This is a genomic window from Promicromonospora sp. NPDC057488 (assembly GCF_042802395.1).
In the GTDB taxonomy this organism is placed as follows: domain Bacteria; phylum Actinomycetota; class Actinomycetes; order Actinomycetales; family Cellulomonadaceae; genus Promicromonospora.
Map to the genome: position 1 here is coordinate 1 of NZ_JBHVEG010000012.1, position 16,140 is coordinate 16,140.

Annotated in this window: 15 protein-coding genes; 8 read left to right on the forward strand and 7 right to left on the reverse strand. The window is 71.2% G+C overall.

Annotated elements, in window-relative coordinates; all coding sequences use genetic code 11:
- Window positions 1–42: 42 nt before the first annotated feature.
- Window positions 43–1,374, reverse strand: coding sequence for an ABC transporter substrate-binding protein (locus ACFU5G_RS04210; RefSeq protein WP_377241098.1), 1,332 nt, complete (start codon window positions 1,372–1,374; stop codon window positions 43–45).
- A 36-nt stretch (window positions 1,375–1,410) separates the two neighbouring features.
- Window positions 1,411–3,063: a beta-xylosidase gene (locus ACFU5G_RS04215; RefSeq protein ID WP_377241100.1), complete on the reverse strand. Its 1,653-nt coding sequence runs from the start codon at window positions 3,061–3,063 to the stop codon at window positions 1,411–1,413.
- Window positions 3,064–3,248: 185 nt separating this feature from the next.
- On the opposite strand from ACFU5G_RS04215, the gene ACFU5G_RS04220 reads away from it, so the two are divergent.
- Complete coding sequence (locus tag ACFU5G_RS04220; RefSeq protein WP_377241102.1) at window positions 3,249–4,307, forward strand: LacI family DNA-binding transcriptional regulator; 1,059 nt, start codon at window positions 3,249–3,251, stop codon at window positions 4,305–4,307.
- Window positions 4,308–4,414: 107 nt separating this feature from the next.
- On the opposite strand, the gene ACFU5G_RS04225 is transcribed toward ACFU5G_RS04220, so the two are convergent.
- Window positions 4,415–5,095, reverse strand: a complete 681-nt coding sequence (locus ACFU5G_RS04225) for a response regulator (RefSeq protein ID WP_377241103.1) — start codon at window positions 5,093–5,095, stop codon at window positions 4,415–4,417.
- Complete coding sequence (locus tag ACFU5G_RS04230; RefSeq protein WP_377241105.1) at window positions 5,092–6,288, reverse strand: sensor histidine kinase; 1,197 nt, start codon at window positions 6,286–6,288, stop codon at window positions 5,092–5,094. Before ACFU5G_RS04230 ends, ACFU5G_RS04225 begins: the two co-directional genes overlap by 4 nt.
- A gap of 129 nt (window positions 6,289–6,417) precedes the next feature.
- On the opposite strand from ACFU5G_RS04230, the gene ACFU5G_RS04235 reads away from it, so the two are divergent.
- From ACFU5G_RS04235 to ACFU5G_RS04260, 6 genes are all read left to right on the forward strand, one after another.
- The gene (locus ACFU5G_RS04235) at window positions 6,418–7,158 is read left to right on the forward strand and encodes an ABC transporter ATP-binding protein (RefSeq protein WP_377241107.1); all 741 of its coding nucleotides are present in this window, start codon (window positions 6,418–6,420) and stop codon (window positions 7,156–7,158) included.
- Window positions 7,155–7,868 carry a hypothetical protein gene (locus ACFU5G_RS04240; RefSeq protein ID WP_377241109.1) on the forward strand — a complete coding sequence of 238 codons (714 nt, stop codon included), beginning with the start codon at window positions 7,155–7,157 and terminating at the stop codon, window positions 7,866–7,868. The genes ACFU5G_RS04235 and ACFU5G_RS04240 overlap by 4 nt, the downstream gene beginning before the upstream one ends.
- Window positions 7,869–7,997: 129 nt before the next feature.
- Window positions 7,998–9,374 (forward strand): FAD-binding oxidoreductase, encoded by a 1,377-nt coding sequence (locus ACFU5G_RS04245; RefSeq protein ID WP_377241111.1) that lies wholly within the window; start codon window positions 7,998–8,000, stop codon window positions 9,372–9,374.
- A gap of 308 nt (window positions 9,375–9,682) precedes the next feature.
- Window positions 9,683–11,032, forward strand: coding sequence for an ABC transporter substrate-binding protein (locus tag ACFU5G_RS04250; RefSeq protein ID WP_377241113.1), 1,350 nt, complete (start codon window positions 9,683–9,685; stop codon window positions 11,030–11,032).
- Between the two features lie 201 nt (window positions 11,033–11,233).
- Complete coding sequence (locus tag ACFU5G_RS04255) at window positions 11,234–11,827, forward strand: TetR/AcrR family transcriptional regulator (protein WP_377241115.1); 594 nt, start codon at window positions 11,234–11,236, stop codon at window positions 11,825–11,827.
- Window positions 11,828–11,831: 4 nt separating this feature from the next.
- Window positions 11,832–12,323 (forward strand): hypothetical protein, encoded by a 492-nt coding sequence (locus tag ACFU5G_RS04260; protein ID WP_377241117.1) that lies wholly within the window; start codon window positions 11,832–11,834, stop codon window positions 12,321–12,323.
- Between the two features lie 16 nt (window positions 12,324–12,339).
- On the opposite strand, the gene ACFU5G_RS04265 is transcribed toward ACFU5G_RS04260, so the two are convergent.
- The 3 genes from ACFU5G_RS04265 to ACFU5G_RS04275 all read right to left on the reverse strand — a co-directional run bounded on the left by ACFU5G_RS04265 (window position 12,340) and on the right by ACFU5G_RS04275 (window position 15,088).
- Window positions 12,340–13,194 carry a helix-turn-helix domain-containing protein gene (locus tag ACFU5G_RS04265; RefSeq protein WP_377241119.1) on the reverse strand — a complete coding sequence of 285 codons (855 nt, stop codon included), beginning with the start codon at window positions 13,192–13,194 and terminating at the stop codon, window positions 12,340–12,342.
- A 121-nt stretch (window positions 13,195–13,315) separates the two neighbouring features.
- Window positions 13,316–14,083, reverse strand: coding sequence for an SDR family NAD(P)-dependent oxidoreductase (locus ACFU5G_RS04270; protein ID WP_377241121.1), 768 nt, complete (start codon window positions 14,081–14,083; stop codon window positions 13,316–13,318).
- A gap of 204 nt (window positions 14,084–14,287) precedes the next feature.
- Window positions 14,288–15,088 (reverse strand): NADPH-dependent F420 reductase, encoded by an 801-nt coding sequence (locus ACFU5G_RS04275; RefSeq protein ID WP_377241123.1) that lies wholly within the window; start codon window positions 15,086–15,088, stop codon window positions 14,288–14,290.
- A 185-nt stretch (window positions 15,089–15,273) separates the two neighbouring features.
- On the opposite strand from ACFU5G_RS04275, the gene ACFU5G_RS04280 reads away from it, so the two are divergent.
- Window positions 15,274–16,140 carry a helix-turn-helix domain-containing protein gene (locus tag ACFU5G_RS04280; protein WP_377241125.1) on the forward strand — a complete coding sequence of 289 codons (867 nt, stop codon included), beginning with the start codon at window positions 15,274–15,276 and terminating at the stop codon, window positions 16,138–16,140.

The window sequence follows — 16,140 nt, forward strand, 5'->3', positions numbered from 1 at the left end:
GTGCGCGATCGCGCACTCCTCGCGCCGCTACGGGTCAGGACGTCATTCGGCGACGGGGAGGCCGACGTCGAGGAGGCGCGCGACGGCCGTCTCGCGCGCCGTCGAGAGGGCGTCGGCGACGGGCCGGTCGCCCTCCGCGGCGTCAGCGAGGACGGGCTGCATCGCCGTGAACATGGCCTCCATCCCGGGGGCGTACTGGAAGTCCGTGGTCAGGTCGCCGGTCGCCTCGACCAGTACCTTCATGACGTCCTGCCCCCCGAACTGGCGGAGGGACCGCTCGGAGGTCTTCGGCACCTCGTGGGACACGGTGATCAGTCCCTGTGTGGCGAGGTCGTCCACCTGCTGGTTGAGCCACCCGTTGAAGGCCATCGCCTCGGCCGGGTGCTCGCACCCGCTCATGACCGCCACGCCGGAGCCTCCGTCGGGGGCGGTGACCCCGCCGGCGCCGAAGTCAGGGATCGGCGCGATGCGCCAGTCGCCCTCGTGCTCGGAACCGTCGACGGCGTCGAGCATGAAGCCCGCGTTCCAGCCGGCACCGATGTATCCGACCAGGGTGCCTTCGTTCAGCGCGGCGGCGAAGTCGTCGCTCCAGCGGGAGGCCCGCAGGACCAGGTCGTCGTCCAGCAGCTGCTGGTAGAACGCGGCCACCGACCGCGACCCGGGGCCGTCCGTCTCGACGCGCCACTGGTCGTCGTCGGTGTTGAACCACTTGTCGCCCGCGGCAGCCGAGAGTGCGGCGACGATGCTGGCGTTGTCGGCCGAGAACGCGTCCATGAACTTCCCGTCGGCCGCGACGACCCGCGCCGCGTCGACGAACTCCTCCGGCGTGGTCGGCACCTCGATCCCGAGACGTTCGAACTCGGCGGCGTCGTAGAAGAACACCATGGGTCCGGCGTCCTGGGGCACACCGAGCTGGGCGCCACCGACGTTCATCGCGGCCCACGAGCCCGGTGAGAAGTACTGCTCGAACGGCGCCGCCTCTTTGGTCACGTCGCTGACCAGTCCCCGGACGTAGAACTCGGGCAGCTCGGAGTAGCCGACCTGGGCCAGGCACGGGCCGACGCCGGCCTTGATGTCGGCCTCGAGACGAACACCCATCTCGTCGGCACTGCCGAGGAATGCCGAAGCCTCGACCTGGATGTCCGGGTGCTCGGCGTTCCAGCGGTCGGTGATCTCCTTGACCGACACGGCACCGTCGGGCTCCGGCAGGCGGTGCAGGTACGTGATCGTGACCGGGTCGCCGCCGGTGGGTGCCTTCGTCCCGTCCGGCGCACCGCCCGTGTCCTGCGCGGCGCCGCCGCCACACGCCGAGACCAGCAGCACTGCCATGGTCGTGAGCGCGGCGATTGCGATGGTTCTGCGGTTCTGCCTCATCGTCGAGGTCCTTTCGGGTTTGTCTTGCGGATTCGGCTAGTAGCTCGAGGAGCGATCGGTGCGGAGCACGACCGAGGCGACGGCCCAGGCGGGCAGGTAGAGATCGATGTCGAGGACGCCGTCCTCGGACACGGTCAGGACGCGCCGGTCGAGCCGGTCCGCGACATCGCGGAGCTCGGCGGTCTGCTCGCGGGAGAGGTTGAGCGGCTCCCCCATCTGGTGCCACGCCTCAGCGGCGTTCCCGTGCTCCCAGTCGAGGATCTCGACCGTGACCTCGGCGCCCGGGGCAAGTCCCTCGATGGTGTGCTGGACCCGGAGCCGGGGACCCACATTGGCGAGTGCTCGGGTCGCGGCGTAGGTGTTTCGCGCGCGCAGCCCGGTTGCGCCCATGCCGGCGGGATAGTTGTAGAAGATCGCCGAGACGTCACCCGAGCTCGACGAACGGGTGATGGCACCGTGGGGCAGGTCAGCCAGCAGGCGGTCGCCCAGCCGGTTGAGCATCGCCATGGCGTGGAAGGTCGGCTTGTGGATGCCTTGCTCGTTCACGAGGCCGAAGCCCCCGTGGAACGGGCCGATACCGCCCCCGCCCTCCTCGAACACGTCGGTGAACGTCCAGTAGGAGATCGAGTCGGCGAGCGAGGCCCCCGCCAGGAACGCCCGCACGATGTAGGACGCCGCGAAGAGCGAGTCGTGGATCGCGTCGCGGCTGGACGGCGAGGTCGACCACTCCGTGATGTGCAGCTCGGCGTCCGGGTACGGGCTGTTGGCGATGATCTTGCGCATCAGCTGCAGGTCGTGGGCCGTCGCGTCCTTGTGCCGCGTGATGGCACTGACCTCGCCCGTCGCGCCGGCGGCGTAGTCCGTCGGGTAGAGATGCGTGGACAGGAAGTCGACGGGCAGTCCTCGCTGGACGCAGTACTCGATGAACTCGTGGATCCAGACCGGCTGCCAGTCGAGCTCGTCCGGATCGGGCGCCTCCGCGGTCACGAACTCCACCGACGGGTCGTGGTACTCACCCGCGTAGCGCGCGTCCGGGACGAACACGCTCGTCGACGGACCGCCGACCCTGAGCTGCGGGTCGATGGCCTTGATGGCCGCCGCCGTCGCCCCGTACAGCTCGAAGTACTGGGTGCGGGTCCCGGTCCAGAACTGCGGGACGAGGTTCGGCTCGTTCCAGACCTCGAACGGCCACTGCCGTACCTCTGCGATCCCGTAGCGGTCGATCCAGTGCTCCACCGTGGTCGTGACCAGCTCGACCCAGCGACCCATGTCCGTGGGCGGGCTGCAGTGCGCCTTCCACCAGAACAGCGTCTCCGTCTGGGTCGCGAGCTGGCGCGGCATGAACCCCAGCTCGACGAACGGACGTGCGCCGGCATCGAGGATCGCGTCGAACACCTTGTCGACGTATGCGTAGGTGTAGACCGGCTCGGCCAGCTGCTTCGGCGGACCGAATCCACCGCCGACCTCCGTCCGCAGCACGAACATGTCGTCGTGGAACAGGCCGTGAAAGCGCACGTGGCGCGCCCCCAGGACATCGACCGCCTCACGAAGGTGGGCCTGCCAGTCCGCGCGCAGGGCCTCGTTCGCGCGACCCGCGCCGACGGACTCGTTCCAGACGTGTCGCAACGCGACATCAGCCGAGGCCTGCCCATCGATCCGTAGGGTTGACGACGACGCACCTGTACGCACGGGGAACTCCTTTGGTCCGCCAAGATCACCAGTCGGCCACCTTGCCGAAATAGTTTCGTAAACGCATGTTGTGGGTTGAGGTTATAGGGCGGCAGCCGTGAGGAGCAAGGGTCAGTTTTCGACTGACTGCTGCGCGTACGGTGCGATATGGTTCACGAAACTATTTCGAACAATGGAGAAGGCGTATGGAAGAGCTCTCAGCCGGCAGGCGGACGACGCTGGCGGATGTCGCGGCGGCGGCCGGGGTCTCGAAGGCCACGGTCTCCAAGGTGCTCAACGGCCGTCGTGACGTCGGAGGCGCGACCCGGGAACGTGTGCTCGACGCCGTCGCGGCGCTCGACTACCGGCCGACGACCGCGCACATACCGACAGCTCCCCGACGTGCCGTCGCCGTGGTGTTCGACATTCCCGCCTCGCCGTACATCCTCGGTGTCCTTCAAGGGGTGCTCACGGAGGCGTCAGACGTGGGGCTGGAGCTGCTCACCCGGCTCGCCCCTGATCGCGGGGTGCGGACGCAGAGGACGGTGGCCCGCGAGTGGGTCGCCGAGCAACGCAACGCCGATGTCACGGGGATCGTCGGACTCACCCTGGCACGACCCGGTGCCCTGATCGAGGCCGCGGCCGATGCCGGCATCCCGTTCGTCATGGTGGACCCCGTCGACACCAACCATCGGGGGATGATCAGCGTCAGCTCGTCCAACTGGACCGGTGCGCGAACGGCAGCGGACCACCTCATCGCGCTCGGCCACCGACGCATCGGCTGGATCGGCGGACCCGAGCTCTCCGAAGCCGCACGTGACCGCTTCTACGGTTTCACCGCGGCGCTGGACGCCGCAGGACTCGAGGTCGACCCCGAGCTGGTCCGCACCGACGAGTTCGACGTCGCCAACGGTGCCAGGCATGCGCACGACCTGCTGTCGCTGGCCGACCCTCCGACAGCGATCATGGCGGCCGACGACGAGCTCGCCGTCGGCGTGCTGGCGGCCGCACACGCACTCGGGATCCGGGTTCCCGAAGGCCTGAGCGTCACCGGGTTCGACGACACACCCCAGGCGTCCTGGACGACACCACCGCTGACCACGGTTCATCAGGACCTCGACGGCATGGGACGGATGGCGGTCCAGGCCATCACCGCGATGTCCGCCGGCAAGCCGGCCACATCACCGCACGTCGAGCTGGCCACCTCGTTGACCGTCCGCAGCAGCACGAGCACGGCACCAGCCGTGCGGTCCGGATCAGCTTGAGCGTCAACGGTCTTGGTTCAAGGTTGAGCGCCCCGAGATCGTTGCCGCGCTCGACGTGATCGGCGTGGCCGTACAAACCCTGGCCCACCCCTGCTGAAGGTGCAGAACTAAGCCTCGTCGAGGAGCCCGGCGTCCCGGACGGCCATCGCTGCCGACACCCGGTTGTCGACGGCGAGCTTGGCGAACACCCGGGTGAGGTTGGCCTTCACCGTCGCGAGGCTGAGGTGCATGCGCGTCCCGATCTCGGCGTTCGACAGCCCGCGGGCCATCAGCACGGCGGCCTCGCGCTCCCGACCGGTCAGCCCCGCGGCGGCCCGGGCCACCTCGGGGTCGACCCGGCGGCGCCCGGCGGCGGCGGCGATCACCGTCGTCGCGACGGCGGGCGACAGCGCGGGGTCGCCGCGGTGCACCGCCTTGACCGCGGCGATCATCTCGGTCGGATCGGCGTCCTTGAGCAGGAACCCGGCCGCGCCGTCGGCCAGGGCGGCCAGGACGTCGTCGTCGGTGTGGAAGGTCGTGAGCACGACCACACGGGGGCCGGGCGCCCCGCGGTCCCGCAACCGGGCGAGCACCGCCAGCCCGTCGAGCACCGGCATCCGGATGTCGAGCAGCACCACGTCCGGGTCCAGCCGCTGGATCTGCGCCATTCCCTCGGCGCCGTCGCCGGCCTCGCCGACGATCGTCAGGCCGGGGTCGCCACCCAGGACGAGGCGCAGGCCCCTGCGCACCATGGGGTCGTCGTCGACCAGGAGCACCGAGACCGGGCCGGGCGTGTCGGGTGCGGTCATGGGGCTTCCCGGGTAGGCAGGGTCGCGTCCAGGACGAACGTGCCGTCGACGACCTCGTGGCGGACCATACCGGCGACGCCCGCTGCCCGCTCGGCCACGCCGACCAGGCCGTAGCCCGGCCGCACGCCGTCGGTACCGACGCCTACGCCTACGCCCACGCCGAGAACGGGGTTGCTGACCCGGATCCGCACCTCGTGGCCTGCGTGCGCGACCCGCACCGTGACCGGCGCGCCGGGTGCGTGCTTGCGGGCGTTGGTCAGAGCCTCCTGCACTATCCGGTACGCCTGCCGGCTCACGTACTGCGGTACCGACCCGGCATCCGTGACCCGGTGGTCGATCGACTGGCCCGAGTCCTCGGCCTCCGCGATGAGGACGGGCAGCTCGAGCAGGGTGGGCTGCGGCGCCCCGGGCGGATCGCCCGGCGCCTGGCGCAACGTGCCCAGCACCGTCCGGAGGTCAGCCAGGGACTGCCGCGCACCCGACTGGATCAGTGCGGCCGTCTCCCGTGCGGTGTCGGAGTCGAGGTCCGTGCGGTAGGCCAGCGCACCGGCGTTGAGCGCGACGAGCGACAGGCGATGAGCCAGGACGTCGTGCATCTCCCGCGCGATACGCTCCCGCTCGGCCATGCGAGCCTGCTCGAGCCGGGCCTCGTCGGCCTCGCGCCGCGCAAGGACCGCCGCCGACAACTGCCGCCTCTCCGCCGCGCGACTCGTGACCAGCCAGCCGGTCACCGTTGCCAGGGCGGTCCCGGCCACGGCCAGGGTGAGCTCGAAGGTCGAAGCGGCAGCCCACGGCTCGTCGCCGGCCAGGACGAGCAGCCCGGCGAGCTTCGCGGCGACGATGCCGACGCCGGTGACGATCGCCAGGCGCCGGGGTGCTCGGCGCGCGAGCGACGCCTGGCAGTAGGCCACGGCGCCCAGGGCCGCCGGAGAGACCAGCAGCGTCGCGCCGGACACGACCACCGCGACGAGGGGGTGCCGACGGCGGAGCACCACAGCCACCACCCCCACCGTCCCGCTGCCGACGACGAGCGCCACCAACGGCCAGGAGACCTCAGGCAGGCGGACCAGGACCGGGGCCAGGTAGTAGAGCCACAGCCCCACCACCACGAGCCAGCCGACGACGGCGCGGGACGACGCGGCGTGATCCGGAGCAGAGGAGCTCACGGGCACGGCGCGCTGGGGAGAGGTCACCTGGCGAGTCTAGGAATCGCCGCGCGCGAGCCCAAGCGACCTTCGGCTCGACCTCGCCGGCCCATCGGCCGGCCATGCCTGGCCCGCCGGTCGATGTGGGCGGCCGGCAGCCGGTGGTGCAGTAACGCCATGATCAGATTCGACGGCGTGACCAAGACCTACCACGGGAACGTGGTGCTCGACGCGGTGGACCTCCAGGCCCCGGCGGGGGCGGTCACCGGCTTCCTCGGTCCGAACGGCGCCGGCAAGTCCACGGCCCTGCGGATCCTCGTGGGCCTGGCGCAGGCGGACAGCGGGCAGGCCACGATCGGGGGCCGCCCCTACCGATCCCTGGCGCGACCGGCGGCGAGCGTCGGCGTCCTGCTCGACGCGGAGGCCTTCCACCCGGGCCGCACCGGGCGCGAGACCCTGGCGCTCACCTGCCTCACGCTCGGCCTGCCCCTGCGCCGGGCCGACGAGGTGCTGGACCTGGTGGGCCTGAACCGGCGCGAGGGACGACAGCGGCTGCGCGGCTACTCCCTCGGGATGCGCCAACGGCTCGGCCTGGCCCACGCGCTGCTCGGTGAGCCGGACGTGCTCGTCCTCGACGAGCCCGCCAACGGGCTCGACCCGCAGGGTCAGCGCTGGCTCGCCGAGCTGCTCCGGGACCAGGCCGGGCGCGGCCGCACCGTGCTGTTGTCGAGCCACCAGCTCACGGAGGTCGAGCAGGTGGCGGACCACCTCGTGATCATCGGCGCCGGACGGATCATGAGCACCGGTGCGACGGCGGACCTGCGCGCGGCGCACGGCACGGTCGCCGACCACTACTTCGCGCTCACCGGCGGCGCGGACCGAGCCGCTTCCGCCCACGGCGGACGGACGGCAGCATGATCGCCCGGCTCTGCCTCGTGGAGCTGCGCAAGCTCGTCGACACCGTGACGGGTGTCGTGCTGATCGGTGTCGGAGCGCTCCTCGCCGGGGTGTTCGGCGGCGGTGCCCTGATCGTCCGCGAGGGCGTCTCGTTCTCCGAGGTGGCCCAGCTGGCGGGGGTGCCGGGCGGGACCCTCGTCACCGTGATGGCGATCCTCCTGGTCACCTCGGAACGCAGCCACCGTACGACGCTGGTCACGTACGTCGTGACCCCGCGCCGCGAGCGGGTGGCGCTCGCCAAGGCGGTCGCGGCGGCGGCGCTCGCCCTCCTGCTCGTCGTGTTCGCCGTCGTGGCCGCGGCCGTGATCGTGCCGGTCGGCGCCCTGGTGACGGGTGTCGAGGCAAGCTGGACGGTCGACGGGGCCGCACTGGCCAGCTGGGCGGCCGGCACGGTCATCGGCGCACTGTCCGGGTGGGCGCTCGGCCTGGCGATCGGCAACGCGCCGGCGGCGATCGTGCTCGTGCTGGTGTGGCCGATGGCGTCCGGCCTGCTGGCGAACGTCCCCGCGCTGGTGCCGGTCCTGCCGTGGCTCGACAGCGCGGCGGTGTCCGGCTTCGGCGACGGTATCGACCCCGGCGACCTGGGTCGGTTCCTCACCGGGCTGGCGGCCTGGGTGGCTGTCCCCGCCGCCGTCGGCCTGCTCCGAAGCCTTCGTGCGGATGTCCGCTGAGACCGGGACCCGTCGCCGTAACACCAGGTCAGAGAGTCTTTCGGACCTGTAATAACTCCGTCGGTCGCCGGCCGGGCCGCCTAGCGTCGGGGGCGCTCACCCGACTCGAAGACCTGAACTGGAGCGCCCATGTCCACGAACACCCTCGACGCAGCGAGGCTGCGTACGGAGCTGGCCGGCAGCCTCGTCCTGCCCGGCGACCCCGGCTGGGACGAGGCCCGCCAGGCCTGGCAGCTGGCCGTCGACCAGCGGCCCGACGCCGTCGTCGTCGCGACCACCACGGACGACGTGATCGCGACCGTGAACGCCGCCCGCGCCGCCGGCCTGCGGGTCGCGGCGCAGTCGACCGGCCACAACGCTGCGCCCCTCGGATCGCTCGCCGGGACGGTGCTGCTGCGCACCTCCGGCATGACCGGCATCTCCGTCGACCCCACCGCCGCCACAGTCCGGGTCGGCGCCGGCTTGCTCTGGGGCGACGTGACCGCCGCCGTAGCGCCCCATGGGCTGACCGGCCTGGCGGGCACCGCCGCCGACGTCGGCGTCGTCGGCTACACCCTCGGCGGGGGCCTGTCCTGGCTCGGGCGTGCCCACGGGCTGGCCGCCAACCACGTCATCTCGGCCGACGTCGTGACCGCGGACGGCGTGCTGCGCCACGTCAGCGCTGACAGCGAGCCCGAGCTGTTCTGGGCCATCCGGGGTGGCGGGGGCAGCTTCGCCGTCGTGGCGGCGCTGGAGATCAGCCTCGTGCCGGTGCCTGAGCTGCACGGCGGCACCCTGTTCTTCCCCCTGGAGCGCGCGGCCCAGGTGCTGGAGGCCTGGCGGGAGTGGACCGCCCTCGTACCGCGCGAGATCACCTCGGTCGGCCGGTTGCTGCGTTTCCCGCCGGTGCCCGAGATCCCCGAGCCGGTGCGCGGGCAGTCGTTCGCCGTGGTCGAGGTGGTCTCGCTCCTGGGCGGGACCGCGACCGACGAACTGCTCGCGCCCCTGCGTGATCTCGGGCCGGTGCTGGACACCGTGCACCCGACCACCCCAGTCGAGCTGGCCACCATCCATATGGACCCGCCCGGCCCGGCCCCCGCCGTCGGTGACGGGTTCCTCCTGACGGACCTGACGGCCGAGGCGCTCGACACCTTCCTGTCGGTCACCGGCCCGGACGCCGACTTCCCCCTGCTCTCCACGGAGATCCGCCACCTCGGCGGCGCCCTGGCCCCGGACGAGTCCACGGGCGGCGCCGTGAGCGGCTTCGAGGCCCGCTACGCGCTCTTCACCGCCGCACTGACTCCCGACGAGGCGAGCGTCAAGGCGACGCACGTCGTCCTGGACCGCCTGCGCGACGCGCTGCGGGCGTGGACGGCGCCCGTCTCGTACCTGAACTTCGCCGAGCGTCGCGGCGGCGCTCCTTTCGCGGACGAGACGACGCTCCAGCGGCTTCGCCAGGTCAAGGACCGGTACGACCCCGCCGACGTCATCCGCGGGAACCACCACGTCGAGCCGCATTCCCGCTGAGCCGGGTACCGACAGCAGGGGCCGGGTAGCACGCTACCCGGCCCCCACCGCGAGTCACCTGGATGTCATCGCACCCCGGCCGGGGCAGGCACCTCCGGACTCTCGACGTCGCCGGCCGTCGTCTCGATACCGCCCGTCCGCCACGTGATGAGCGCGAAGGCGATGCCGACGGCCAGGAACTGGAGGTTGGTCCGCCGCGGCGGTCGCTGTGGCGACCCTCGCGCGGCGCTCCCCCGGATCGCCCGGTGCGGCGCTACGGTACGGGTGCCTGCCTGGCAGGCGTCGACGAGGAATGGAACGGAGCAGCTGTGGCACGAGGCACCGGCACCCCCCGCCGCACCGGCGCGTTGCTCGCCGTGACGGGGATCGCGGCGGCAGTCCTGGCCGGGTGCGGGGCCTCGCCCGGCACCGGGGTCGCGGCCGACCTGTCCCCGGACGCGGTCTCCGCCGCGCTCCAGGAAGGCGGCGACCTGCTGGTCTGGGCCTGGGAGCCCACGCTGGAGCATGTCGTGGAGGACTTCGAGGCCGAGTACCCGAACGTGAACGTGGAGCTGGCGAACGTCGGCACGGGCAACGACCACTACGTGGTGCTGCAGAACGCGATCCGCGCGGGCTCGGGTGTGCCCGACGTCGCGCAGGTCGAGTACTACGCCCTGCCGCAGTTCTCGATCGCGGGGTCGCTCGCGGACCTCGCGCCGCTGGGCGCGAGCGAGCTCGACGGCGCCTACTCCCCGGGGACGTGGGGGTCCGTGACCGACGGCGACGCCGTGTACGGCCTGCCGATCGACTCCGGCCCGATGGCGCTGTTCTACAACGCGCGGACCTTCGAGGCGGCCGGCGTCGAGGTGCCGGCCACGTGGGCCGAGTTCGTCGACGCCGCACGGAAGATCAACGCGTACGACAGCGAGACCCACCTCATCGCGGACGACGGCAACGCCGGGTTCGCGACGTCGATGATCTGGCAGGCGGGCGGGACGCCGTTCGCCGTCGACGGGACCACGGTGACCGTCGACCTCGCCGACGAGGGCTCGGCCCGGTTCGCGCAGATGTGGCAGCAACTCCTCGACGAGGACCTCGTGGCGAAGGTCCCCGAGTGGTCGGACGAGTGGTTCCAGCGGCTCGGCGACGGGACGATCGCCGCGCTGGTCACGGGCGCCTGGATGCCCGCGAACCTGGAGTCGGGCGCGCCAGGGGCATCGGGCGACTGGCGTGTGGCGCCGATGCCGCAGTGGACGGAGGGTGGGACCGCGACGGCCGAGAACGGCGGCTCCGCGCTGTCGATCACCGAGGCGAGCGACAAGAAGGCCCTGGCCTACGGCTTCCTGCAGTACGCGAACGCCGGCGACGGCGTGCAGGTCCGGCTCGACCACGGGAACTTCCCGGCCACGACGGCGGACCTCACCAGCCCCGAGTTCCTGGCCAAGGAGCCGGAGTACTTCGGCGGTCAGCGGATCAACGAGGTGCTCTCGGCGTCGGCCACCGGCGTGCTCCCCGGCTGGCAGTACCTGCCCTACCAGGTCTACGCGAACAGCAAGTTCCCCGACACCGTCGGCCAGGCCTACACGGGCTCGACCACGCTGTCGGACGGGCTGGGCACCTGGCAGGAGTCGATCGTCAAGTACGGCAACGAGCAGGGGTTCACGGCCTCCGGGTCGTGAGCGGGGCTTCGGGACACGGACGAACGCCCCGCAGTCCTACATCGCGTCCTGGGGCAACCCCCGCCTCTTCACCGCAGCATCCTCATCGCGCCCGGAGGCAGCGGGAGGCCGTTGACGGCCCTGCCGGTCAAGCTAAGACGCAGCAGCGGGGCCCCCGCTGGCCATATTTACAATACAGATCTGCGCTGTATTGTAAGTCGTATGGCAACCGCAGACCGCTCCCCAGGCCGACCGCGCAGCAGCGAGGCCGACGCCGCCATCCTGGCCGCCGCGCTCGAGCTGTTGATCGAGCGCGGCGCGGACGCGACCAGCGTCGAGCAGGTGGCCCGGCGTGCGGGAGTCACCAGGGCCACGGTGTACCGCCGCTTTCCTGACAAGACCCAGCTCCTGCTGGCCGCGTTCGAGTCCGCCAACGGGAATCCGTCGGCGACGCCGGAGATCCGCGACGTGGAGCACCTGCTGACCGGCTGGGCGTCCGTCCTCGCCGACACCCGCCAGCGCCGGCTCCTGCGTCGGCTCTACGGCGCGTTCGAGGACTACCCCGAGATCGCGCGCGCCTACCAGAGCCAGTTCGGGGACCAGCGCAGCGATACCCGCATGAAGGTCTTCGAGCAGGCCAGGGGCCGCGGGGAGCTGCCGGCGGACACCGACCCGCAGGTCCTGCTGGATCTGCTCTCCGGCGCGGGCTGGCAGCACCTGGTCACCTACCCGGACACCTGCACGGCGCAGGACACCGAGCGCTTTTTGCGCGCCGTCCTGCAGCAGGCCGGCTACCGCCCCAAGGAGAGGAAGTAAGACCATGCGAGCTGCCAGCATCGAGGCACAGCTGCGAACCCGAGCGTTCGCCCGCGTCATCGGTCCCTACATCGCCACCTTCACCACCATCTACGCGATCCGCCTGCCCGACGGGATCGAGGGGATCGGTGAGCTGTTCGCCCAGCCCCTCCTGGTCCTGATGCTCGGCGCCATGATGCTGCTGGGCGGCCTGATCATCATCGGCGGGCACCGGAGCTGGCGCGGCCCGCTCGCGATCACCGTGTCGATGTTCGGCTGGTTCGTAGCTCTCCGCGGGTTCGCGCTGATCGTCACGCCCGACGCGATGCAGACCGGTGTCGACGCCACCATGAACTCACCGGCCGCGACGATCGCAGCCCGGTTCTTCTTCGCCGCGCTGGCAGTCATGGGGCTGCTGCTGACCTACGGAGGGTGGTTCACGAAGCCGACCTCTCCGGAGCAGACCACTCCGGAGCGGCAGGCGGCGCAGGCCGCGACAGCCGGAGGCGGTGCCTAGGCATCGCCTCCGGCTGTCAGCGGTGCGCCGCTGGGGCGATCCGTTCGCGCAGCCGGTCGAGCTTGTCGGCGTCAGGAGTTCCAGGCTCGGCCCAGTTGAGCACGATGTGCAGGTCGGCACATTCGATCGTGAGGATGTCGCAGTCAAGTGTGATCGCGCCGAGCTCGGCGTGGACGACCGTCTTGCGCGACCGGCCGGTCGGGACGGTCTCGTAGCGAGCCCAGAGGTCGTCGAAGCGCGGGTTGGCGTCGCGCAGGCCGCTGATCAGCTCGGCGACGGCGCGGTCGTCCGGGTAGCGATCGCGAGCTCGACGCAGGTCGGCCACCATCCTGCGTTCGAACGCGTCAGTCTGGCCGGCATCGCGCTCGACCCGCGAGGTGCCGACCGGACTGACCGCGGCGAAATGACCCCAGGCGAGGTTCTTCGCGCGGGCAGGGTGCCCGGTCGGGCTGCCGAACAGCTCGCCCCACAGCGGGTTCCACTGCACGGCGTCCCACGCGGCGGTGAACACGGCCACCGGGGTGTCGCTCATCCGGTCGATCATTCGCTGCACGCCGCGGGGCACCTCGCTCGGCACCGAGCCCGACGGCGGGGCGACCGAGCCCGCCAGGCGGTAGAGCAGCTCCCGATCGACCGCGTTCAGGCGCAGCACCTGCGCGAAGGCGCCGAGCACCTGGGGCGACGGGTTGGTGGCGCGACCCTGTTCGAGCTGCACCAGGTAGTCGACCGAGATACCGACCATCAACGCCAGCTCCTCGCGTCGCAGACCCGGCACCCTCCGGTCGCCACCGGCCGCAAAACCGATGTCGGAGGGCCGGACGCGGCCCCGCCACGCCCGGAGCGCGGCGCCGAGCTCGGTTTGCGTCGTCATCTGCCCAGTATGAACCGCGGCCTCTTGAACGTAGTGGTACTGGGACTCATAGGGACTGCGTTGACTACTCCGATACGCATGTCTCTCCCATGGGTGTGACGGGTCTCCGGTGCGAGCGCGGTCAGAGCTTGTAGCCGCCGCTCGCCTCGATAACCTGACCGGTCACCCAGCGGCCCTCGTCCGAGGTCAGGAAGGCGACCACCGCGGTGATGTCGGAGACCTCGCCGAAACGGCCCAGTGCCGTGTCGGTCTCGATCGTGGTCACCAGGTCGGCGTCCTGGCGCACGGCCGTGTTCATGTCCGTGCGCACCCATCCGGGTGCCACGGCGTTCACGGTGACTCCGCGTGGCCCGAGCTCCATCGCGAGCGTGTGGGTCAGGTTGTTGATGCTCGCCTTGGCCATCGAGTAGACGGGCACCGACGGCATGGGCCGGGTGGCCGCGGCGGAGGAGACGTTGACGATCCGCCCGCCGTCGGCGAGGCGGGCCAGCGCCGACTGCACCACGAAGAACGGCGCCCGGACGTGGACGGCGAACAGGGTGTCCCAGCTCTCGGGCGTGGTGTCCGCCAGGCCGCCCCAGCCCGAGTTGCCCGCGTTGTTGACGAGCAGGTCGAGCGACGTGCTCCCCGTACGATCCGTGAGCTCGCGGTCGAGCTGTTCGAACAGCCCGGGGATCGACGCGGCGTCGGCAAGGTCGGCGTGCAGCGCGAAGGCGCTCCCTCCGGCGTGCTCGATCGCTGCGACCGCCTCGTCGGCGCCGGCCTTGCTCGCGTTGTACGTGAGCGCGACCGTCGCGCCCTGGATCGCGAGGCGCTCGGCGATCGAGCGGCCGATACCTCTTGAGCCCCCGGTGATGAGAGCGGTCTTCCCGGAAAGTGAGTACGACATGGAACGTCCCTTGATCGGTGGTGACTACGGCTGGGCCTCCGGCCCGCGGTCCGGCCGGCCCGAGATCGATCCTCGGACCGCCGGCGCGCAGGTGACAGGCGTCCGCGCTCCCTGGGAGTCCGGGTACCACCCGGTGCCCTCCGGGCGGCTCGCCCGCCCGAGCCGGCTACGGATGCCGTCCGGAGGGCATACATCTGCGGGTGGCTACTTCTTGACCGTGTTGCCGCTCGCCAGCTCCATGAAGATGGCGACGTGTGCCGGAGGCATGCTCGCGAGCGTCCCGCCGACGGGCGACGGGCGCACCGCGGTGTCGATCATCTTCCGGGCGGACTCGGTCGTGACGGGCGGCACCGGGGCCTCGAGGTAGTGACGCTTCTGCTCGTCCTCGCTGAGCCCGTCCGGCACCGCGGGCGCATAGGGCCAGAAGTAGATCGGCGTCTCGGGTTCGATGCGCCAGCTCTCGGCGAGCGAACCGGCATCGATGACGTCGTAGCCGACCGACTCCAGGAACTGCGTCACGAGCCGCTTGGCGGCGTCGTCGTCCCCGGCGACCGGGATCGTCATCCGGTCGGGGTCACCGACCGGGCGGGCATTGGCGTAGATGTGGTTCCAGTCGAAGTTGTGCAGGCCCTTGATGACGATCGAGTGCTTCAGGTGGCGCTGCACGAGCTCGCTCGAGGTGAGCGCGCCGCTGTCGAGCTCGGCGTTGCGCCAGAACTCGGGGTAGTAGTTCGTCTGGTCCAGGACCACTTTCCCGGCGAGCTTGTCGGCCGGCAGCGCCTCGTAGCCGGCGAGCGGAAGCGGGAGCGCGATGATGTCTCCCGCCTCGATCGCCTCGTCGACGGTGCCGGCACGCGCGAGCGGCCCCAGCTCCTGGACCAGTCCCGAGATCGTCTCCGGACCGCGTGAGTTGCTGAGGACGACGTCGTGGCCGGCGTCGACGGCCAGGCGGGCGATCGCGCCGCCGACCAGGCCGGAGCCGATGATTCCGATGGTCTGTGTCATCACGAGATCTTTCTTGTGCGAGGGCAGCGCCATAGACCGCTGCGGGGGTCTGTCGAGCAGGCGAGCGGAAAGCCCTCCTGCCGACGGACCGATCCTCTGCGCGCCCCCGAGGCGGCACCAGGCGTCGTTCTCGCTATGACTGGCAGTACCACCCAGCTTCGAGACCAGTCGCTCATACTGAGCAGATGCCCACCCGGACCGAGCTAGGCAGCGCACTGCGCGCCTGGCGAGCGAGCGTCGTGCCGGCCGACGTCGGCCTGCAGGAAGGCGTCCGTCGTCGGGTGCCCGGACTGCGGCGTGAGGAGGTGGCGCTGATGGCCGACATCTCCTTCGACTACCTGGTGCAGCTGGAGCAGGGCCGCGCCGCCAACCCCTCCCCCCAGGTGCTGCGGGCGCTGGCGAAGGTACTACGCCTGAACGCCGTGGACCGGGAGGTGCTCTACCGTCTCGCCGGTTCGATGCCGCCGCCCTCGGGCTCGGTTCCGAGAGCGATACCGGCGGGTGTCCAGCGCATGATCGACAGGATGAGCGACACACCGGTGGCGGTGTTCACCGCCGCGTGGGACGCCGTGCAGTGGAACACGCTGTGGGGCGAGCTGTTCGGCAGTCCCGAGGTGCTCGACTCCGGAACAGGCAGTGACGGGCCAGCTCCGAACATGGTCTGGGGACACTTCGCGGTCGAGCCGCCGGAGGGAACGTCCGGTGTGGAGCGGGACACCGCACACACCGACGCGTTCGAGCGCATGATGGTGTCCGACCTGCGGCGCGCCGCCGACCGGTACCCCGACGACCGCGCCGTCACAGCACTGATCGATTCACTGCGCACGTCCGCACGCTTCGACGAGCTCTGGGGCCGCTACGAGACGCTGCCCCTGGAGGGCTCGCACAAGACGGTCGTCCATCCCGAGCTCGGCGCGATCACCCTGGACTGCGACATCCTCACCATCGAACGCGCCGACCTGCACGTCGTCATGAACTGGGCCGTCCCGGGCACACCCGACGCGCAGCGGCTCGACGCCCTGCGGGAACGCGCAGGCTCCGAGACGCCCTGA